Consider the following 22,158-nt stretch of genomic DNA (forward strand, 5'->3'; position numbering starts at 1 on the left):
TCAGTTTTCTTGTACAGTTAGTGATGGATTATAGGCAAGATTAGGAGAAAGCCACCTTTCGGCCTGGGCTTGTGAGATTCCTTTCCTTTGGGCATAGTCCCCTACTTGGTCTTCACCTATTTTTCCAAGTCCAAAATATTTACTCTCAGGATGGGCAAAATAAAAACCACTTACAGAGGAAGTAGGATACATGGCAAAACTATCCGTCAATGATATCCCTGTCAGCTTTTCGACCTGAAGAAGGTCAAATAAGGTCTTTTTCTCTGAGTGCTCCGGACAAGCCGGATATCCCGGTGCAGGTCTGATGCCCTGATAAGCTTCTTTTATGAGCTCATCATTATGAAGGTTTTCGCTGTAAGCATAACCCCACAGATCTTTTCTCACCAGTTCATGTAGGTATTCGGCACCTGCTTCTGCAAGCCTGTCTGCCAAAGCCTTCAACATAATGTCATGGTAATCGTCATGGTTCTTTTTGTATTCTTCCAGCTTGCTTTCTATACCCCAGCCAGCAGTCACCGCAAAGCCACCCATATAATCTGTTTGATGCGGATGCAGGTAGTCTACCAATGATCTATTGGGAACACCTTTACCTTTCTTACCCTGTTGCCTGAGAAAGTGGAAACTAAAGTCCGTCTCCTTAAATTCCAGATCAAGGACATGTACATCGTCAGCATTTCTCTGAACCGGGAAAAGCCCCACTACAGCTTTTGCCTGAAGCCATCCTTCTGAGATCACTGAATCCAGCATTTTGTTGGCGTCATCAAAAAGCTTACGGGCTTCAGTTCCGATTTGGGGATCATCCAAAATTTTAGGGTACTTTCCGCTGAGCATCCAAGTGCTGAAAAACGGAGTCCAGTCTATATAATTGCGCAAAACTTCCAGATCCAGCTCTTGCAGCTCTGTCAAACCCAACACTTTCGGCTTAACAGGATTATAATTCTCCCAGTCAATGTAAACCGGATTATTTTTGGCTTCCTCATAGGAGACCATCTGCTTCACCTGCTGCTTGGCTTCATGCTCCACGCGAAGCTGACGATAAGTTTCTTTGATCTGATAATGATACGCTTCCCTGGTTTCTTCGCTGATTGCTTCTCCCGCTATAGGCACTGATTTGGAAGCATCTGTAACATGAATAACTGTACCCGAATACGCCGGGTCAATTTTTACTGCAGTATGGATCCTTGAGGTAGTGGCTCCACCGATCAGCAGAGGGATTTTCAATCCTTGTCTTTCCATTTCGGAAGCCACATACACCATCTCATCCAAAGAAGGGGTAATCAGACCACTCAGTCCTATGATGTCAACCTTGTTTTTTACTGCTTCATTTATAATTGTCTGGGCATCCACCATCACCCCCAAATCAATGATCTGGTAGCTATTGCAGGCCAATACGACTCCAACGATATTTTTCCCTATGTCATGCACATCTCCTTTGACGGTAGCAAGCAATATCTTTTTGATACTCCCTTGCTCTTCATTGTAGTCCAGGTCACCTGCTTTGGGCATAAAAGGTTCCAGGTAAGCCACAGACTTTTTCATCACCCTGGCGGACTTGACTACTTGAGGCAAAAACATTTTCCCTTCTCCAAAGAGATCACCCACTACATTCATCCCATCCATCAAAGGGCCCTCGATGACTTTCAGAGGGCTTTGGTACTTCAGACGAGCTTCTTCAGTATCTTCTATTACATAATCTATGATCCCTTTTACCAAGGCATGTTCGATTCTTTTCTCTACCTCCTCTTCTCTCCATGCTTCTGAAGCTACTTCTTTTTTCCCTGCCTTTTTTACAGTCTCTGCAAACTCCAAAAGTTCTTCTGTGGCATTTTCATGTCTGTCAAAAAACACATCTTCTACTTTTTGGAGCAGGTCTTTGGGAATGTCATCATATACTTCCAACATGGAAGGGTTGACAATACCCATGTCCATTCCATACCGGATGGCATGGTACAGAAATGCCGCATGCATGGCCTCCCTTACCGTGTCATTTCCCCGGAAGGAAAAACTCACGTTACTGACTCCTCCACTGACTTTGGCGCCTGGAAGATTTTGCTTGATCCATTGTGTAGCATGGAAAAAATCAAGGGCATTTTTCCTATGCTCATCCATCCCAGTAGCTACCGGAAAGATATTGGGATCAAAAATGATATCCTGTGGATTGAACTTGACCTGCTGTACAAGAATATCATAACTCCTTTTACAGATATCCACTCTTCTTTGGTAGGTATCTGCCTGTCCCTGCTCATCAAAGGCCATAACAACAACTGCCGCTCCAAATTTCTTGATGGTTTTGGCCTGTTGAATAAATTCCTCTTCTCCGTTTTTTAAAGAAATGGAGTTGACTATTCCCTTACCCTGTACACATTTCAGCCCAGCTAGAATGATCTCCCATCTCGAGCTGTCAATCATAATGGGGATCCGGCTGATTTCAGGTTCAGAGGCAATCAAGTTAAGGAATTTGGTCATGGCGGCTACGCCGTCCAGCATGCCCTCATCCATACAGACGTCCAATACCTGCGCTCCTCCTCTCACCTGATCCAAAGCCACTTCCAAGGCCTCATCATATTGACCGTTGAGAATCAGGCGGGCAAATTTTTTGGATCCGGTGACATTTGTCCTTTCCCCTACATTTACAAAATTGATCTCAGGCGTGAAAACCAAAGGTTCCAATCCCGAAAGCTTGAGTGTTTTGTGTTTCTGGATTTTACTCATCTCCTATCGATTCGAATTCTACGGCTCTGGGCCTATACTTTGAAGCTGCCTTTGCAATGGCCGCAATGTGTTCGGGGGTGGTACCACAACAGCCCCCGAGAATATTCACAAAACCCTCTTTAAGGAAATCCTCTATCTGTCCTGCCATTTCATCGGCATCCTGATCGTATTGCCCAAACTCATTTGGCAGTCCAGCATTCGGATAGGCTGACACCAGAAACGGTGCATTATCTGACAGCACCTTGAGGTATGGTCTCAGTTCTTTGGCACCCAATGCGCAGTTAAGTCCTATGCTAAACAAAGGGACATGGGAAACGGATATCAAAAAAGCTTCGGTCGTCTGCCCAGAGAGTGTCCTTCCTGATGCATCTGTGATTGTTCCGGAAATCATCACCGGAACACCTCCTTCTTCGGGATTAAGTGGAATACCTCTTTGTTCGAAAACTTCCTGTATGGCAAACAATGCCGCTTTGGCATTGAGGGTATCAAATATGGTCTCTACCAGAAGAATATCTGCTCCTCCATCCAATAATCCCTGTACCTGCTCTTGATATGCCTCTGACAGTTGGTCAAAAGTGATGGCCCTGTATCCGGGATCGTTGACATCAGGAGATATGGAGGCAGTTCTGTTGGTAGGACCGATAGCTCCGGCCACAAACCTTGGTTTTGCAGGATTTTTCTCAGTATAGGCATCTGTTACTTCACGGGCTATTTTAGCGGATTCAAAATTGATCGCATATGCCAAATGTGCCAGCCCATAATCCTCCTGGGCGATGGTCGTACCACTGAATGTATTGGTCTCTACTATATCCGCTCCTGCATCAAGATACGCTGCGTGTATGGCTTTGATAATCTCAGGGCGGGAAAGTGAAAGGAGATCATTGTTCCCTTTTAGGGATTTAGGGTGATCCTTCAAAGCCTCCGTCCGGAAATCTTCCTCACTAAGCTTGTACCTTTGGATCATAGTACCCATCGCTCCATCTAGGATCAGAATTCTTTCTTTGGATGATTGGATTAATAGCTCGCTTCTGTTCATTGTCTAAATATTAAAAAGCTTATGCGAGACCAGCTGTCGAAAAAGAAAAACTCTTTCGCTCATCTTTTTCCGGCATTTCCGGAATGGGAGTTAGCACCTTGATGACAGGTTGCTAAGACGTCAAAGGGCCCTTCCCTCAGTCTTTCTCGATAAGCAGCTTCAAATGTAAGCTTTTGAGGTGAAATATGTCAAGTTTTTCCAAATTTCTTCAGCTTTTATTGCCAATTTTAAAAGAAATCAGCCTTTGAATTAACAATTCAGACATTAATTTAGAAAAATGAAAAAGATTAGTAACATCCTCATTCTCCTGATCTGCTTAAGTTGCCAATCAGGAACCACAGAACAAAACCAAGCAATTTCTTCTGACGACTGGAATGCAGAGGAGCGTTTAAAAGAATTAGGAATCAGCCTTCCAACTCCAAGTGCCCCAGTTGCCAATTATGTCAATGCTGTGAGAACAGGGAATATACTCTTTTTGGCCGGCAAAGGTCCGGGGCTTGTTGATGGTAGCTATGTGACCGGCAAAGTCGGAAAAGATCTGAGCATAGAGGAGGGAAAAGACGCTGCCAGGCTTGTTGGATTGGCGCAACTGGCTGTCCTCAAAGCAGAATTGGGAGACCTCAACAAAGTCAAGCGGATCGTAAAAGTACTTGGCATGGTGAACTGTGAAGGGGATTTCAAAGATCAGCCACAAGTCATCAATGGGTTTTCAGATCTGATGGTAGAAGTTTTTGGTGAAAAAGGAAAGCATGCCCGATCTGCAGTCGGAATGAATGCCTTACCCATGGACATTGCTGTTGAGATAGAATTGATAGTGGAAGTCGAGGATTAAGGCCTGATTCCTACAGAAAACTGGAGATAGGGGTTGGCCATATAGCGAAACATGGGCAAATCAAAAAAGCTGTAGGAGGTCAATGGCAGCTCGTATCCACCGTGAACTCCCAAAACCACATCATAGAAGTTACCTCTATTGGTAGGAATGGCATAAGTGAACATAAGTTCGGGTTTTCCCATAAGTCCTCTGGCGCGAACAAAACCATCAAAATCAGGCTCTTCAAAAAGACTTGGAAAGTCAGGTTTTCTGATAGAATTGAGTGTGTATCTGACATTTCCATAACCCAAACCACCCAGTACCCCAATTTCAAAATTTCTCATATCAAAAAGGATCTTTCCGGCATTGGCATACACCCTTACGCTGTTGAGGGTATGGTCCATATTGGCATTGGCAGGACCAGAAAGGCCAAGATTATAAATGTCGACTCCGTAAAGTAATGCCCTATTGAATCCCTGTACTTTCAATCCCCAGTTATTTGGGCGACCTGAAAAAGGCTCAAGATCATTTTCTACAAGGTTATTATTCAGTGCATCAGGTGTAGTGAAGTGCATACCATAGATCAAATGCGCACCTATAGAAGCATCACGGTAAAAGAAATTATGGTCAGGAAGGGTAATCCCTGCCCCTATTCTGAAGAAAGCACCTGCCTGGGCAGCACCAAAATTAACCCCGTTCAAATCCCAAGATTCTTCGAAAGGACTAAAGGCATAACCAAACCTTGCCAAAATCTCCAAAGACTCATCTCTCCCGGGGATAGGAAAATCATAACTGGTATGAAAACCTATTTCTGTAAGAAATCCTCTCAGATTGAGTGAACTTCTGTGGGTGTTGCCATCCTTGAGGATATACCCTTGCTGCGGTTCCTGCAAAAACCTGTCTATGGAATTGAACTGATGATCCCTCAACATCTGAAAGGTCAATGCACCAGAGCCTATCGCCATATAATGAATCAATTGAAATGGCCCCTCTTCTGTAAAAGCAAAGCCAACATTGAGCATCACTCGGGTAGAACGATAATCAATTTCATATCCATTGAACAGGGAGCTTGGCCCGGAATTTTGCAAAACCTCCATACCCAGAATAAAGTCATTGAAGCGGGTTTGGTAACCAAAGCCAAAATTGGAATAGCTCTTCCTCATAGGACTCAATCCCTTATTATCCAACATCTCATTGAATTCCCTGAGGTTGGCTCCAGTCCTTCCAAAGTTGACATACATAGATGATCGGGTAGCCCTTTCCAATTGCCCATAAGCAAGTTGGGAAAACAATACTAAAAACAGAATCAGTGCCGGTAATCTCATAATTTTCATTGCCGAATCAAAAATAAGGCTAAACCTAGGATTGCATACAGGAAATAAAAAAAATAGTTACATTCTGAGGTATTTGATGATTTTGGAATAAAGGTTATCAGGGTTAAACGGCTTGGGAATAAAGTCATCCATCCCTACTTCTTCCAGCTGATCTTTGACATCAATGAGTGAGGAAGCTGTAAGGGCTATGACCGGAGTGGACTTTTTCTGAGGATTCTCAACATTCCTAATATGCTCGGCCACCTCAAACCCATCTACATGCGGCATCTGAAGGTCCAAAAGTACAAGGTGAAAATCTCCTTCATCAAAAGCTTGAATGGCCTGTAACCCATCTTCTGCGATACAAACGTGACCTACACCCCATCTGTTGAGGAATTTTTTGATCATGATCTGATTGACCAGGTTATCTTCTGCTACCAGTATTTTTGCTTTTGCTAGGTTACGGACTACTTCCCCATTGTTTTGGAGGACAACATTTTTATTTTTTTCTACTTTGTCAAAATCCACTGTAAAGGAGAATATACTTCCGCCACCTACTCTTTTGGAGGCTAGAATTTCGGAATCGAAAAGCTGTACCAAACGCTTTACGATTGCCAAGCCCAGTCCTGTGCCACCAAACTTGCGGGTAGTTTCGGCACTTGCCTGTGTAAAAGCCTCAAATATCGTTTCCAACTTCTCTTCTGGAATACCTATACCGGTATCTTCAAAATCAAATTTTACTTTGACTTTTTCCGGGTATTCTTCCAACAAGCTGAGCTTGATCCTTACAAAACCCCTTTCTGTAAATTTGATAGCATTCGAAACCAGGTTATTTATAACTTGTCCCAATCGAACTGGGTCTCCCAGGATCTTATGGGGAATACGCTCATCAAACTCGAATTTGATATCCAAGGACTTCTCCCTTGCCTGGTAAGAGTAAGAATGAATGATTCTGTTAATGACATTTTTGAGCTCAAACGAAACGTTTTCCAGCTCCACTTTTCCCGAGTCTATTTTTGTGTAATCCAATATATCATTGATCAGTCCAAGTAGATTTTCAGCCGAAAACTGAAGAGTTTTCAGATTTTCCATTTGGTCCGGACGTGGATTATCTTCTAAAAGAAGGTGTGACATTCCTATCACCGCATTCATAGGAGTTCTGATTTCATGGCTCATTATGGACAAAAACTGTGACTTCACCATTGACGCCTGTTCTGCTTTTTCTTTTGCCAGGTACAGTTCCTTTTGGGCTTTTCGCAGTTTGGTAATGTCCCTTGCGATACCATTATAAAACAACTCTCCCCTTTCTGTTTCTATCAACCTACCATTGGTGCTGAATATCCTATTTTCTCCATCTTTTCTTTTCAGTTTGAACTCTAAGTATTGGTTTTCTTTCAAAAATTTAATCCTGTCCTTTTTGAATTCCTCCATGCCCGAATTATCCTCCAGGTTTAAAAAGTGGATCAGGTTCTTATTGATGACTTCCTCAACCTCATATCCTAAAAACTGCTTGACATTGGGCGAAACATAGGTAAACTCCAAGTCCAGATTGATTGAAAATATAATCTCTGTAGACTCTTCTACCAGCTTTCTGTATTTTTCTTCGTTCTTTTTTAAGTTTACTTTTGCTTCATATTCCTCATTAATGTCACGAAGGATACCCAAAGCATATTCTACTTCTCCCCCGTAAAAAATCGGGCGGATAGTCATCTCATACACCCTTTTTCTGTAGGTCATATTCTTCTGGACTATTTCCTTTTTCAAAAGGGCCCTTGTCACAGCAGGTTGGATTTCCTTAAGATTTTTAGTGTGCACTTCAGCCAAGTTCTTCCCTTCAAAATCTTTGGGGGTCATTCCCCACGCCGAAAGTGTAGTTCCTTCTGCCACTATGTACTTGAGGTCTCTATCTATCAGGAAAACAGATGTCAATGGGATATTCGAGGCCAAAACCCTGTACCTGGATTGGCTTCTTAATATTTCCTCTCTGGATTTTTTTCTCTCTGTAATATCCTGGATGAGTCCTTCATGTAGAAGAATATTGCCCTGATCATCCAATATTTCACTGGATTTGTCTTCCACCCATCGATAAGAACCATCCTTTCTTCTCATACGGTATTCTCCCGAATATGCAGGAATACCTTCTTTCTTTTTATTGTAAAAATGCTCTTGCAGTAGCTCTTCTGCATCATCAGGATGTATCAAATCCATGATGCTAACCTGCTTCTGAATAAGGTCATCTGCATCATAGCCAAATTGACGGATGTTTTCTGACACATAGACAAACTTAAAGTTATCATTTGGATCTACTGTAAAGAGTACTGCGGGGCTGTTTTCCACTACCATTTTTGCCCTTTTTGCCAAAACTTCCTGCTTATGCAAAATGGAAAGATTCCGGATGACAAAGGAATAGCCTATCTTGACCTGCTCGTCATTCATAAACGCCTGCACGGAAACTTCATAAGGCTGAACTATACCATCCCTGGATTTCAGGTTGAGCTCTTTCTTATAGACCTTGGTCAGCTTCAGTTTTTGAAGTGATTTTTTGACATTTACATTTTCCGAACTCAAAAACTCAAAGAGGTCAAAAATCTTCCCTGAAAAATACTCCGTTGTTTTGAGCCTACATTCATTTTTGGCTGCCCGGTTCATGTAAAGGATGTTCCAATTGTTGTCAGTTACAAAAATCGGGTCATCCACTTGGGCCAAAATCTGAGACTGTAACTTGAGGTAATTTTCCGCGTCCCTTTTATGTGTGATATCAGAGCAATAACCGTAAACCTCAACTTCTCCGGACTCATCTATATCTCTTACCTGAATACTGTAGGAAATGTACTTTTCTTTACCATCCAAAGCCGTAATACTAAATTCACCTGAAGTCGCTGATTTGGTCGATTTGGCTATTTTGGCATTTTCAAGGACATGCCGAATCTGAGGCTGGGAAAGTCTCTTTAACAATACCTTTGCACTGGCAGCATTGATACTTTCGTCCAAATCAAAAATCTTATTGAATCCTTTGGAAAAATAGATCAGGTTTTTGGAATTGCTGAGTCGCCAGGAACCTGCTTTCGCCAGAATCTCCGTACTTTCCAAAAGCCTTTCATTCCTGTCCAGACTTTTCCGGATGGCTCTGTTGATAAAACTTCCTGCATAAATATCACCTAGCTGCCTCAGTACATATTCATCCTTTTCATGCCAATCTCTCTTTTGGTTGACAGCATCCAAGCCAAAAAAACCGATCAACCTATTTTCTGAAAAAATAGGAATAAGAATGACAGATAGGATCCCCTGCTGTTTGTAGACTTCACGCTCATGGGCAAAGCTCTCATCCATCATATCTACATCCGGGATAATGAGGATTTCCGATTTCCTCAATTCCCTCATCGTCATGGAATCTTCATCTATGGGAATGTGCTTGATGTAACTGATTTGAGGTTCTATTCCATCATTTGTCCATTCATAGGCATACTCCAATAAACCCAAATCGTCGTGCACCAAAAAAATATATGCCCTGTCGGCTTGTTCAAAATCTCCAAGCATTTTCAAAGAAAGGTTGAAAACCGAATCCAGCCTGTTGATATCTGCATTTACAAAACGGGCAGAAATCTGATTGATCAAAATCTCAAGGTCATACCTTTTCTGAAGGGACTTTTTGGCAAGATAATAATCAGTCACCTCCCTGGCACTTATCAAAAAGCCTTCTATATTAGGCTCTTCCCTAAGGTTTTTGGCATAGCTTTCCAGAAAAATCCTGGTTCCGTCAAGTTTGGTCAACCAAAAATCTATCTGAATTTCATCTTTGGCCTGCTTCAGTTGTTCAAAATTTCCCCTGACAAATTCAATGGTACCTTCCTCCACAAATTCTACCAGTGATTTTCCTATAATCCGCTCAGGTTTGGTTCCGAGCTTATCTATTGCCGCTGCACTTATAAACTTAAAAATCCCTTCTTCGTCAATTATGACTAGGATATCATGGCTATTTCTTAAGATGGTTTTGACAAAACCCAACTCCTGCTGAGATTCATGAATGAGTGATTGCTGCATATTAACATCCATAAACGCACTCAGCGGAATATGCGGTTTTCCTTTGGCAAGACAATATCGCACATCCGTATTGGAAGAGAGGTTCACAAAACTCCAGTGAAACTTCCTTAATATGCCATTGTAGTCCTTAAGTGTCCTGAGAAAATCAGTTTTGGGAGACTCACCGCTCATAAAAAAACGGTAAAGTTCATTTTGGCTCGCCCCACTGTTCACAAATTCCTGCCATTTATTAAAGCCAAAAGCAAAATGATCCAGCCAATATTTGTTTACAAACACGATCTGATCCTCGCTAAAAACCATCATGGGGTCCTGTACTTCATCAAAAAAACTGAAAACAGAAATATCTAATTTCTCAAAATACGCCATGCAGTCCTGTAAAACTAAGTGGAGGTTTAAATATTTATGGTTTTATTTAGGGCAATCATTGGCTAGCAATCTAATTATATTCATCGTAAATCCATAACACTAAATAAAATTAAAATGATCAGAAAAAAGATGCACTTTCTGCTGTTGCTGTTGCTCCTGAGTCATATAGCTACAGCCCAAAGTCCTGAAAAGGTCAACATAACAGATCTCACAAAAATCATCAGTACAACTTCCCATGAGATCACTCCAGATGGAAAGCAGGTGATTTACGTGAAAAATTCCGTAAATGAAAAAGGAAGTGATGACTACTCTTATAAGAGTCAATTGTGGATATCAGACTTAAGCGAACCCTTTGAAAGCAGACCGCTTACTTCTTCAGAATATAACATTTCATCTCCAGCCCTTTCACCGGACGGCAGCAAGGTGGCATTTGTTAGGCCCAAAGATGGCAAAGCCCAGATTTGGATCCTACCACTTAGAGGAGGGGAAAGCCAAGTGATTACCTCTGAGAAAAACGGTGCTTCAAACCCTGTCTGGTCTCCAGACGGAAAAAAAATCCTTTTTTCTTCTTCCCATCCAATCTGGCAGATTGAAGGCGAGCCTACTTGGGAAGTACAAAGACCGGGAAGAGCCCATAACGATGAGCCCAACTACAAAGCCATCAATGCAGGTTCCGCAAAAGAAGAAATCAAACCCAATCCAGATGGAACCTTAGAAGAAATGAGGGCCTATCTTGCCAAAAACAATTCAAAAGGAGACCCAAAAGTCATTGACCGACTCAACTTTTTGGGAGAAAGAGACCTTAATCCTGACCTTACTTTTTCCCACCTTAATATCCTCGATCTCAATACCAAAGAGACCAGGAAGATTACAGAAGGATTTCAAAGCTTCTTCGGAGGCACTTGGTCGCCTGACGGAACATACATCTTGGCTTCAAGTCTGGAAAACCAAGAACACCCGGATTTGACCAATACCACTGAAATATGGAAGATCAACTTATCCAGTCAGTCTGCTGAAGTGTTTTATTCGCTTAAAGGACATAGCGTAGGCGCGCCTAATTTTTCCCCTGATGGAAAGTGGATACTTTTCAGAGGGATGAACATGGAGGAACCCTCCTACAACATGTCCATGTTGGGCGCCATCAAGCCTGACGGCAGTGGTATGAAATGGCTGACCGAATCGCTTGACAGAAGTATTGGATCGGGTAAATGGGCATCCAATTCGCAGGATGTTTACTTTTCCGGAGCCAACCAAGGAGGATTCTCTCTCTGGAAAGTTAATGTCAACTCAGCAAAAATAGACCCGGTCATCACCGGGGCACAAGGTGTCACCAGCTTTGACCTGAGAGATCAGAAGCTGGTCTATGCCCTGACCAAAATAGAAAATCCTTCGGAGATATACCTTGCAGACCTTTCCAATAAAAACGCCAAGCAAATCAGCAAAAACAATGAATCCTGGCTTGAAGGAAAACAGATTTCAAAACCTACTGCTCACCAGCTTAAAACCTCGGATGGCTTTACAGTTGACTATTGGGTGATGGAACCAATAGGCAAATCCTCCGGAACCAAATACCCTACTGTAGTCAATATGCATGGAGGCCCTTCAGCGATGTGGGGGCCTGGCGAAGCATCCATGTGGCATGAATTTCAGGTAATGGCAGCTCGTGGATACGGCGTGGTATATGCCAACCCAAGAGGAAGCGGTGGATACGGAAAAGCATTCCAAAAAGGCAATTTCCAAGATTGGGGAGACGGGCCTGCAGCAGACGTTCTTGGCTCTCTGGATGAAGCCATGAAGCAATATGATTGGATAGATGGAGACAATCTTGTACTCACAGGTGGTTCATATGCTGGTTATCTGACCGCATGGATTGTGGGACATGACCATAGGTTCAAAGCAGCCTTTGCCCAGAGAGGGGTTTATGAGCTTACTTTTTTCCTTGGAGAAGGCAATGCCTGGAGATTGGTTCCCAACCATTTTGGCTATCCATGGGAAGAAGGTGTCAAAGAAATACTCGACTACAATAGCCCTCAGACCTATGTACAGAATATCCAAACACCTTTGCTGATCAAGCACGGTGACCAAGATCTCAGGACTGGTGTCCGTCAGTCCGAACTCCTTTACAAAAGCCTCAAAATTCTCGGCAAACCTGTGGAATATGTCAGGTATCCGGAAGAAGGACACGAACTGTCCAGGTCTGGAGCGGTACATAGAAGAATTGACCGTATGGCCAGAATTATTGAGTTTTTTGAGCGTTATGTTACACATCCCGAAAATTAAAAATTAAAAAATGAGTAAAATCACAGCCCTGAAGGGCTTCTTGACAGTATTTCTGGTATCCCTATGGCTGGTCCATCTGGCCGAAGCCCAAGATACCAAACCGATTTCGTGGAAAGACATTCCTTCCTGGAAATCCATTTCCCAAGCTTCAGTACAATTTTCCAAAGAAGGAAAATGGATGGCATATGGTATGGTTCCTGTAGAAGGAGATGGAGAAATCATCATACAAAAGGTCAGCGATCCGGAAAGCAAAAAAACTTTTCCGATCGGATCTTCTGCCAATCCAACCATTTCATTTTCAGACAATGGTCGTTGGGTGGCTTACAAAGAGTATCCTAAGGAAAAAGACAGGAAGTCTGCCTCAAAAAACGGAGGGAAAAATCTAAAGGAAAAACTGATCCTTGTGGATCTGGAAAATGATTTTAAGAAAACCGAATACGACAATATCTCCTCTTTTTCTTTTAATGGAAAAGCATCTACCCATCTTGCTATCAACTTGAGCAAGGAGGGTAGCAATGGCGATGCCAAAGGCTCAGACCTCTTGATTGTAAATCTTTCAAACCTCAAGTCACACAACATCGGAAACGTATTTGAATATGCCTTCAATAAGGGAGGAGAACATCTTGCATACACCATTGATGCTGCCAATAAAAATGGCAATGGCCTTCACCTCTACCATGTAAACTCTGGCAATATTTCCATTCTGGAAACAGAAAAAGCTACCTACAGGTCCATCAACTGGACTGAAAAGGGTGATGCTTTTGCTTTGCTCAAAATGGTGGAAGACAAAGCATTCAAGCAGGATCAAGGCAAATTGATCGGAGTGAAAAACCTCAACAAGCCTGAGATCATTGTCTATGACCCAAAGAAGGACAGCACAAATTTCCCGAAAAATTTCACCATCAGTCCAAACCGCAAACCCATGTGGTCTGAAGATCTCAGCAAGCTTTTCTACGGCATCCACCCTTTGGTGGCAGAAAAAAAAGAGGATAAAAAAGAAGAAAAATCGGAGGAAAAGTCTGAAGTATCCGAGTCAGACAAACTTGGTAAAATCATGGCTGACACCACCATCAAGTCCATTTCTGATCTTCAATCTGCCATAGCCAAACTTGACAGCGGGAAAACCAAAACCTCCTCTGGAAAAAATGAGGCCAACAAACCGGATATGACCATCTGGCATTGGAAAGATAGCCGCCTTCAGTCCCGTCAGCAAGTGTTGGAAAATCAGGACAAAAATTACAGTTTCTGGGCAGTGTATCAGGTTGCCAACAAAAAACATCTGGCCCTACAGGACAGTAGTATGAAGGAGCTGCAGCTCCTGCCGAAACAAAAATTCGCCCTAGGTTCTGACATTCAGACTTATGAACTGGACATCAATCTGGACGGTCAAAGCTACTATGACTATTATATAGTAGATCTGAATACCGGGGAGAAAAAAGAACTTTTCAAAAAGTTTTATCAGCCTAATTACAACTCCCGTCCAAGAGCTTCTGAAGATGGCACAAAAATCCTTTATGCTGAAGATGGACATTTCTTTGTCTATGAAATAGTTAGCGGTAAAAAGATAAACCTTACAAATAAGTTACCTACTACATTTGTCAATGTAGAAGATGACAGAAATGTAGAAAAACCCATGAATGCCCCTTTGGGCTGGAGTGCAGACAGTAAGTATGTTCTCCTCAGAGACAATTGGGACATCTGGCAAATTCCGATAAGCAATCCTGAAAATGCCATAAACCTGACCAAAAACGGAAAAACCGACAAAATCAGGTATCAGAGCAGATTTGCATTGGATCCGGATGAAAAAGGCATTGACCTGAGCAAGAACCTTTACGTGAGAATGTATGGAGAAAACACCAAAAAGAGCGGAATAGGTATTATCAATGCCGGAAAAAGTGCCCTAAACCCAGGTATAACCAAGCTGGTATGGGAAGACGCCAATATCAACAGACTCAGCAAAGCTGAACAAGCTGATGTATTTTTCTTTACCAAAGAAAAATTCAGCACGCCAACAGAGTATTTCACCACGAATGCCAAACTGGAAAATCCTAAGCAAATCACTTCCAATGCTCCTGATGCCTCTAAATATGCTTGGTCTCCGGGAGTAAAACTGGTCGACTATATTTCTGATAAAGGGGACAGCTTGCAGGCAGCTTTGTTTTTACCGGCAGGTTACGAAGAAGGTAAAAGCTACCCTACGATAGTTTACTATTACGAGAAACTTTCACAGACACTTCATAATTATTCTACACCGGGTTTTTCAGGCACCGGATGGAATCCTGGAGTCTACACCAGCAATGGGTATGCAGTATTGATTCCAGATATTGTATACACCTTGGATGACCCAGGAATGTCAGCGGTTTGGTGTGTACTCCCTGCGGTAAAAGAAGCCCTCAAAACGGGAGTAATCGATGAAGGCAATATGGGTCTACATGGACATTCATGGGGAGGATATCAAACTTCCTTCCTGATTACCCAGACAGATATGTTCAAGGCTGCTGCTGCAGGTGCCCCACTTACCAATATGGTATCAATGTATGACCTTATCTATTGGAACACCGGTGGAGGAAACATGGCCATTTTTGAAGCATCTCAAGGGAGATTTAAAGGCGGGCCTTGGGAAAACTGGGATTCTTATCTCAGAAACTCTCCGGTATATCATGTAAAAAATGTACAGACACCGCTCTTGATGTTGCACAATGACAAAGATGGCGCAGTGGATTTCACGCAGGGTATTGAATATTACAATGCTCTGAGAAGGCTGAAAAAGCCTGTGATCATGATGCAATACAAAGGAGAGAACCATGGACTTTCCAAGCTGGAAAACAGGAAGGATTACAGTGTGCGTATGATGGAGTTTTTCGATCACCACCTCAAAGGGAATGATGCACCAAAGTGGATTTCCGAAGGGATAGATAGGCTCCAACTTGAAACCCATTTGGAAAAAAGAGCTTTTTAGTGTGAAGCGGATTTTATAATTTATTTAATTATTAAAAGTTTAAATTGTTTTATTTTAATATTTTGAACAAAAAAATACCCAATATTGGGTATTTTTTTGCCAAAATAAAACCTGTATACTTGAAAGATATTTTAGAGTTTTTCTCTGAAGTGTTTAAGTTCAAAAAGGGTTATCCCCAAAAAACAAAAGCCTTTGTATGTTACAAAGGCTTTTTTTATTCATTTAGAAAACTGATAAACACAGCCTGTTTCCCCTACCTCATTAAAGTTTGCTTTTTTTTAAAAAAAGCCTCTGTCAAAAACAGAGGTCTTTTTACAATTACAGAAAACCAAAACACAAACTTTATTTGAGCTTACATCCACCCTCCACCTAATGCGAGATAAATTTTAACATTTGTTTGAAGCTGAGACTTTTTGAGCTCTATCAATTCAATTTCTGACTGCAAAGCCCTGCTTTGAGCGTTAAGTACTTCCAGATAATCCGCATAACCTACACGAAACATAATATTGGAATTATCCACAGATCTTTTCTGTACCTCTACCTCATAAGATTTGAGCTGCAATTGCTCATCATATGTTCTAAATTCATTGATCAAATTCAGAATTTCGAGATAGCTTTTGAAAACAGTTTGTTCGTATTCCAAAAAGGCGATTTTTTGGGAAGCTTTTGCAGTTTCCATTTCCATTCTTATCCTGTTCCTATTAAAAACCGGCGCCGTCAATCCTGCCCCTAATTGATAAACCATGGATGCAGGGCTGAAAAACAATTTTCCGAAATCAAAAGCATTAAAGCCTGCCATTCCACCTAAATTTATGCTGGGGAAAAAAGCCGCCCTGGCAGCGTTCAAATCTGCCTTGGATGCAATAAGTTCTCTTTCGGCCATTCGGATATCAGGCCTCATCCGGAGAAGGTCAGCAGGTAGCCCAAAAGCTACCAACTCAGAATTTTCAAAAGCAGTATCCAGTACAGTCCTTTCATGCTCCATCGCATATCCGCCCATCAAGCGTGTGAGCTGAAGTTCCGTGGTCCTCAATTCCCTTTGTCTTTCAATCAATAAGGCTTTGGAGTTGAGCATCAATGCCTCAAATTGATCTACAGCCAATTGGTTCTCTTTACCTGACTCCTTCAGGTCTTTAGATAAATTCACCGCTTTTTCCTGCAGCTCTATATTTGAGGTTAAAATCCTCAGTTCCTCATCCAAAGCCACAAGCTGGTAATAATGCATGACCACCTCTCCTATTAACCAAGTTTTGACATGATTGGCCATTTCTTCAGAGGCCAGATACCTTTCAAATGCAGCTCTTTTTCTGTTTTTTAATTTTCCCCAAACATCAATTTCCCAATTGAATTGGGCACCGAGAATAAAATCTCTGTAAGGATCAGGTATCAACTTGTCTTCCGGAACCGTAGGGGATAGATTGGAATCAGTATTCCCTACTCCATCCATGGTATACTCTCCAAATCTCCTCGACATAGCACCTGCAATCCCATTGATTTCAGGTAGTAATCCACCTCTCGCTATCCCTAGATTTGCCCGTGCAATTCTGATTCTTTCCAGAGTTTTCAGGTTATCCTGGTTATTTTCTAAAGCTACCCTGATCAAAGATTTTAAGTTTGGATCTTCAAAATAGATCTCCCAATTGATCATGGCTACATTGAGACTTGACTCTGCTTCAAGGGATTCATTTAGGTAATTTCCCGGAAGGACTTCCAATTGCGGTGTGTACACTTCAGCTACCTTGCAGGATGCAAGCAAATGAACCAACAGCAATGCAATACTTAATTTTGATTGAAATAATCTTTTCATGATGCTGTAACTGGTTTTGATTTCTCGACTGATTTTTCTTTAATCCTGGATGCAATGGTTTCAAAAACCACAAATAATCCAGGGATCAAAAACACCCCTATTAAAGTCCCTAACAACATTCCCCCAGCGGCGGCTGTACCTATGGTCCTATTTCCTATTGCTCCTGCACCACTAGCGATTGTCAAAGGAATCAAGCCAGAAATAAACGCAAAAGAAGTCATCAAAATAGGTCTAAGCCTTTCCACTCCTCCATTGACGGCTGACTTCAAAATTGAGTAACCCCTTTTCCTATTTTGTAAAGCAATCTCAATGATCAGGATGGCATTTTTCCCCAATAATCCAATAAGCATGACCAAGGACACCTGAGCATAGATATTATTTTCCAACCCGGTGATTTTGAGAAAAAGAAAAGACCCGAAAATCCCTGCCGGTAAAGAAAGGATTACAGGTAAAGGCAGAAAGTAGCTTTCGTACTGCGCAGCCAAAAGCAGATAAACGAAAACCAAACATATCAGGAAAATGTAAACTGCCTGATTTCCTGATGCAATCTGCTCTCTGGTTATTCCTGACCAGTCTATATCATAGCCTCTTGGGAGAGTTTTCAAGGCCACATCCTCCACGGCTTTGATGGCATCACCTGAGGAATAGCCTTCAGCAGCATCTCCGTTGACCATGGCAGAAGTAAACATGTTGTATCTGGTGATTTGCTCAGGACCATATACCCTTTCCATGCTTAGAAAGTTGGAATAAGGCACCATTTGTCCCCTGGAGTTTTTGGTGTACATATTCAGAATGGATTCTGGCGATGTCCTGAATTCGGGAGATGCCTGTATCATGATTTTGTACATCTGACCGTATCTGATAAAATTACTGGAATAGAAACTTCCTACGTAGCTCTGTAGCGTTTCCATCGCATCCACTACTGACACCCCTAGTTTTGCTGCCTTGTCATGATCTACGACCAATTGATATTGAGGGAAATTGGCCTCAAAACTGGTAAATACCTCTTTTAGCTCCGGTCTGTTATTTAGCTCTCCCACAAAAGACTGGGATATTTCAGCAGTTTTATCCAAGGAACCACCTGTTTTGTCCTGAAGTCTCAGTTCAAACCCTGAAGCATTTCCAAAGCCTGGAACCGGAGGGGGAGCAAAAAACTGAATCTCGGCACCTTTGATGTGTGCCACCCTTTGTTGGTAATCTCCGATCAGCTGATTTACGCTTCTATCCCTATTCTCCCAATCTACCAAATTGACCATCCCCATTCCATAGGAAGCTCCGGCAGTTTCTGATAGCAAACTATAACCTGCAAGTGTGGAAATTGTCTCCACCTCCTCCAAAGGAAGAAGACTTGCCTGAACCTGATCCATGATTTCTGAAGTCCTTTCCACAGTGGCTCCGGGAGGGGTGGTAACGTTTACATATATCATCCCTTGATCTTCATTTGGGATAAACCCTGTGGGCACTACGGCCATCCCCCCATAGGTCAAAGCCAAAAACAAAACCAAAACGCCAAGAGTGACAGCTCTTCTGTGGGCAATCAGATTCAAAATACCTGAATACTTGAGTGAAAGGGCATCATATTTTTGATTGAATTGATAAAAGAACTTCTGAAGCAAGCCTTTCTTGGGATTATGTTCTACATCTGATGGCTTTAGTAACATGGCACAAAGTGCAGGTGATAAGGTCAATGCATTGATTCCTGAGATCACGATAGCGATGGCCAATGTCAATGAAAACTGCCTGTAAAAGATCCCTACAGGACCGGACAAAAAGCTCACAGGTACAAATACAGCTGACATCACCAAAGTAATTGCTACTATGGCCCCTCCTATTTCTTTCATTGCGGCAATGGTCGCATCCATGGCGTTCATCTTAAGCTCATGCATTTTGACATGGACTGCTTCTACTACCACTATGGCATTATCCACCACAATCCCAATGGCCAATACCAAAGCAAACAAGGTCAGTAGGTTGATAGAAAATCCAAACAATTGCATAAAGAAAAAAGTCCCAATTAAGGATACCGGTACTGCAATTGCTGGAATAAGAGTTGATCTGAAGTCCTGCAAGAAAATAAACACTACAAGAGAAACTAATAAGAAGGCTTCAATTAAAGTTTTGATTACCTCAAAAATCGACGCATCCAAAAACCTGGAAACATCATAGGAAACATTGTACTCCAAACCAGGAGGAAATGAACTCTCCTGAAGCTCTTCCATTTTGTCCTTAATATTCTGGATTACCTCTTTTGCATTTGAACCAGGCCTTTGTTTGATCATAATAGACGCTGAAGGTCTTCCATCAGTCATGGAAACCATATTATAATCCTGAGAATCAAACTGAACTTCGGCAACATCCTTAAGTTTGAGCAGTGAACCATCAGGAAGTGACTTCAGCGTGATATTTTCTATGTCTTCTTCTTGGTTGAACTTACCCGTGTACTTGAGCACATACTGAAGGGCCTGTGGATCCCTGTCAGAGGAAATACCGGACTTCCCGGGTGCTGCTTCCACATTCTGATTTCGAATGGCCTCTGTGACATCCTGTGGAGTCAATCCATAAGCCACCAACCTATCCGGGTTGAGCCAAACTCTCATTGCATAATCCCGGGATCCCATGATTTGGGCGAAACCCACCCCATCAATCCTTTTCAGCTCAGGAAGTATATTGATATCAGCAAAATTGAAAACAAATTTTTCGTCTTGAGTACTGTCTGAAGTCATCAGGTTGAGGTACAAAAGCATTGAGTTAACCTCCTTTTCTGTCTGAACCCCAGCACGGATTACTTCCTCCGGCAATTCATCCAAAACAGTAGCCACGCGGTTCTGCACATTCACCGCTGCCTGATCAGGGTCTGTTCCCACTTCAAAAACAATATTGATCAGGGAGATCCCATCATTTGTATTTACCGATGTCATGTAACTCATTCCAGGCACTCCATTGATTGCCCTTTCCAGAGGTGTGGCAACAGCCTTGGCCAAAACCTCCGCATTCGCACCGGTATATTTGGCAGTTACGGTAACGGCCGGCGGTACAATTTCAGGGAATTGGGTAATTGGCAGTGAAGTCAAAGACAAAAGCCCCAATAAGGTGATGAAAACCGAAATAACTGTGGAAAGTATCGGCCTTTTGATAAATAGTTCTAGCATCTTACGGGAAGTTTAAGCTTTGAACAAAGTATCGTACACCTCATTTTCAGGAGTCAGTTCAGGTGAGATTTCCATCCCGTCTTTGACTTGCTGAATCCCTTCATAGATGATCCTGTCTCCTTCCTCAAAACCTTCCGAAATGTAGAATAGACCAAATCGCTGCAAAGGCTTGAAACTTCTGACCCTTACTTTATTTTCCTTATCTACCAAGTACACATAGCTGTAATCCTGGATTTCAAAAGTTGCTTTTTGTGGAATGAGAAATATACCTTCCAACTTATCCTCCATCTGCACTTTTCCACTTGCACCATGCTTGATCAATTGATCAGGGTTTGGAAACCTAACCCTCAAAGCAATTGAACCGGTTCCTCTTTCAAAATCTGCTTCCATGGTCTCAAAAACACCTTTGTGAGGGTAAACTTCTCCATCCGACAGGATCAAAGAGATTTCTTCACTGATAGAATCAGTACCAACCTTATCTCTCATGTATTGCAGGTACTCATTTTCATTGATCTTGTAATAAGCAAACACTTCTGAGATATCGGTAATGTTGGTTAATAAATCACCAGCAGTAACCAAACTTCCGGTCTTAAACGGAATCCTATCCACAATCCCGTCAAATGGTGCCTTAATAGTAGTATAGGAAAGGCCGGTTCTGGCATTTTTCAGCATGGATTCAGCTTCGGCTATAGCTGCCTCAGCCACTGCTTTTCGGGATTTTGCCAATTCCAATTCAGAGCTTGAGATGATGTTTTTTTCCACCAATACCCTAAGTCTGTCAACCTCCAGTTGTGCTCCCTTGGCTTCTGCTTTTGCCTGCAGCAATTTGGCATTTGCTGAGTTGACTATCTCATTAAATTCATTTGAGCTGAGTTGGAAAAGGTTTTGTCCTTTTCGGACAAATTGGCCCTCATCCACATAAATTCTATCGACAAAGCCTTCTACTTTGGCCCTGACTTCTACAAATTGGACTGCCTGAATATCACATACATAAGTTTTGGGGACATTGACTTCCATTGGTTTAAGCTCCAAGATGGGAACTAATACAGGTTGAGTGTTTTGGTTTTTGCCGGTTCCGCTACTGCAAGAAAAAAGAGTAGACAATAAGACATATAATAATATGTTCATCGTAAAAGCCAAGACAGGGTAAAGCCTATCAAAGCTCACTTTGAAATAATAATTGTTCATAAATAAGAGATTTAGATACCTTTTGAAGAAAGGCTACTTTGGGTTTTAAAGAGTCTTATGATTAAAAAGAGCACTCAGGGTGCGTTCATACTGATAGACTTCCCTACCAGAATCTCTAAACTGGAAAATAATTCTACGGGTATGTATGAAAGAATTTGAGATGGTTTGATCTCAAGTCTCGTGATACTTAGAAAAAAATCATAAATCCTGAATAATTCAATCCGTTGAAATTTAGAAGCAGCTGTGGTGGATGGTCTGGAGATAGATGTGGGAAAATCCACATAATCAAAATCAGCCTCATCAAAAAAATGACCTTGGTACTCTATTTTATCTTCAACCTCAAAACCGTCAAAAACAGCTAAAACCACGAAAAACAAAGACAGCAAACAGGCTAAAAACCTGAATTGTCTGGAAAATGCATATCGTAGTTTTTGAATCATCGCACAAAATTAACTTTTTTCTCGATATTCAACATGCAGCTCAAAAAGATTGCCAA

Annotated in this window: 11 protein-coding genes and 1 riboswitch; of the genes, 3 read left to right on the forward strand and 8 right to left on the reverse strand. The window is 41.9% G+C overall.

The genetic code is table 11. The features are described from left to right. Nucleotides 1-2,712 carry a methionine synthase gene (metH, locus tag EGN73_RS16515; RefSeq protein ID WP_219292464.1) on the reverse strand — a complete coding sequence of 904 codons (2,712 nt, stop codon included), beginning with the start codon at nt 2,710-2,712 and terminating at the stop codon, nt 1-3. Then, entirely contained in the window at nt 2,705-3,748 is a 1,044-nt protein-coding gene (locus EGN73_RS16520) for a homocysteine S-methyltransferase family protein (RefSeq protein WP_219292466.1), read from the reverse strand. Before EGN73_RS16520 ends, metH begins: the two co-directional genes overlap by 8 nt. Nucleotides 3,749-3,804: 56 nt before the next feature. Beyond that, a riboswitch (SAM riboswitch) is annotated at nt 3,805-3,904 on the reverse strand. A 121-nt stretch (nt 3,905-4,025) separates the two neighbouring features. Between EGN73_RS16520 and EGN73_RS16525 the strand changes: the two genes are divergently transcribed. Then, nucleotides 4,026-4,580 (forward strand): RidA family protein, encoded by a 555-nt coding sequence (locus tag EGN73_RS16525; RefSeq protein WP_219292468.1) that lies wholly within the window; start codon nt 4,026-4,028, stop codon nt 4,578-4,580. Here EGN73_RS16525 and EGN73_RS16530 read toward each other — a convergent pair. Then, nucleotides 4,577-5,884, reverse strand: a complete 1,308-nt coding sequence (locus tag EGN73_RS16530) for a hypothetical protein (protein WP_219292470.1) — start codon at nt 5,882-5,884, stop codon at nt 4,577-4,579. The two genes, EGN73_RS16525 and EGN73_RS16530, sit on opposite strands and share 4 nt — an antisense overlap. 66 nt (nt 5,885-5,950) lie before the next feature. Beyond that, nucleotides 5,951-10,279, reverse strand: coding sequence for a PAS domain S-box protein (locus EGN73_RS16535; protein ID WP_219292472.1), 4,329 nt, complete (start codon nt 10,277-10,279; stop codon nt 5,951-5,953). Nucleotides 10,280-10,393: 114 nt separating this feature from the next. Here EGN73_RS16535 and EGN73_RS16540 point away from each other — a divergent pair, with 114 nt between their 5' ends. Both EGN73_RS16540 and EGN73_RS16545 read left to right on the forward strand, forming a co-directional pair. Beyond that, nucleotides 10,394-12,559, forward strand: a complete 2,166-nt coding sequence (locus tag EGN73_RS16540) for a S9 family peptidase (protein WP_219292474.1) — start codon at nt 10,394-10,396, stop codon at nt 12,557-12,559. Between the two features lie 10 nt (nt 12,560-12,569). Beyond that, entirely contained in the window at nt 12,570-15,518 is a 2,949-nt protein-coding gene (locus EGN73_RS16545; protein WP_219292476.1) for an alpha/beta hydrolase family protein, read from the forward strand. Nucleotides 15,519-15,870: 352 nt separating this feature from the next. Here EGN73_RS16545 and EGN73_RS16550 read toward each other — a convergent pair whose 3' ends face one another. The 4 genes from EGN73_RS16550 to EGN73_RS16565 all read right to left on the reverse strand — a co-directional run bounded on the left by EGN73_RS16550 (nt 15,871) and on the right by EGN73_RS16565 (nt 22,102). Beyond that, nucleotides 15,871-17,325: a TolC family protein gene (locus EGN73_RS16550; RefSeq protein ID WP_219292478.1), complete on the reverse strand. Its 1,455-nt coding sequence runs from the start codon at nt 17,323-17,325 to the stop codon at nt 15,871-15,873. After that, the gene (locus EGN73_RS16555; protein WP_219292480.1) at nt 17,322-20,474 is read right to left on the reverse strand and encodes an efflux RND transporter permease subunit; all 3,153 of its coding nucleotides are present in this window, start codon (nt 20,472-20,474) and stop codon (nt 17,322-17,324) included. Before EGN73_RS16555 ends, EGN73_RS16550 begins: the two co-directional genes overlap by 4 nt. A gap of 12 nt (nt 20,475-20,486) precedes the next feature. Beyond that, nucleotides 20,487-21,662 (reverse strand): efflux RND transporter periplasmic adaptor subunit, encoded by a 1,176-nt coding sequence (locus EGN73_RS16560; RefSeq protein WP_425515034.1) that lies wholly within the window; start codon nt 21,660-21,662, stop codon nt 20,487-20,489. Between the two features lie 74 nt (nt 21,663-21,736). Beyond that, nucleotides 21,737-22,102 (reverse strand): hypothetical protein, encoded by a 366-nt coding sequence (locus EGN73_RS16565; RefSeq protein WP_246611631.1) that lies wholly within the window; start codon nt 22,100-22,102, stop codon nt 21,737-21,739. Nucleotides 22,103-22,158 lie beyond the last annotated feature (56 nt).

This window comes from Arthrospiribacter ruber (assembly GCF_019343195.1).
In the GTDB taxonomy this organism is placed as follows: Bacteria; Bacteroidota; Bacteroidia; order Cytophagales; family Cyclobacteriaceae; genus Arthrospiribacter; species Arthrospiribacter ruber.

Bases quoted from the DNA above. Each gene is read 5' to 3' on its own strand.
- EGN73_RS16545 (WP_219292476.1), top strand. From the start codon at position 12,570: ATGAGTAAAATCACAGCCCTGAAGGGCTTCTTGACAGTATTTCTGGTA.
- EGN73_RS16550 (WP_219292478.1), bottom strand. From the start codon at position 17,325: ATGAAAAGATTATTTCAATCAAAATTAAGTATTGCATTGCTGTTGGTT.
- EGN73_RS16560 (WP_425515034.1), bottom strand. From the start codon at position 21,662: ATGAACAATTATTATTTCAAAGTGAGCTTTGATAGGCTTTACCCTGTC.
- EGN73_RS16525 (WP_219292468.1), top strand. From the start codon at position 4,026: ATGAAAAAGATTAGTAACATCCTCATTCTCCTGATCTGCTTAAGTTGC.
- EGN73_RS16530 (WP_219292470.1), bottom strand. From the start codon at position 5,884: ATGAGATTACCGGCACTGATTCTGTTTTTAGTATTGTTTTCCCAACTT.
- metH (WP_219292464.1), bottom strand. From the start codon at position 2,712: ATGAGTAAAATCCAGAAACACAAAACACTCAAGCTTTCGGGATTGGAA.
- EGN73_RS16535 (WP_219292472.1), bottom strand. From the start codon at position 10,279: ATGGCGTATTTTGAGAAATTAGATATTTCTGTTTTCAGTTTTTTTGAT.
- EGN73_RS16555 (WP_219292480.1), bottom strand. From the start codon at position 20,474: ATGCTAGAACTATTTATCAAAAGGCCGATACTTTCCACAGTTATTTCG.
- EGN73_RS16565 (WP_246611631.1), bottom strand. From the start codon at position 22,102: ATGATTCAAAAACTACGATATGCATTTTCCAGACAATTCAGGTTTTTA.
- EGN73_RS16520 (WP_219292466.1), bottom strand. From the start codon at position 3,748: ATGAACAGAAGCGAGCTATTAATCCAATCATCCAAAGAAAGAATTCTG.
- EGN73_RS16540 (WP_219292474.1), top strand. From the start codon at position 10,394: ATGATCAGAAAAAAGATGCACTTTCTGCTGTTGCTGTTGCTCCTGAGT.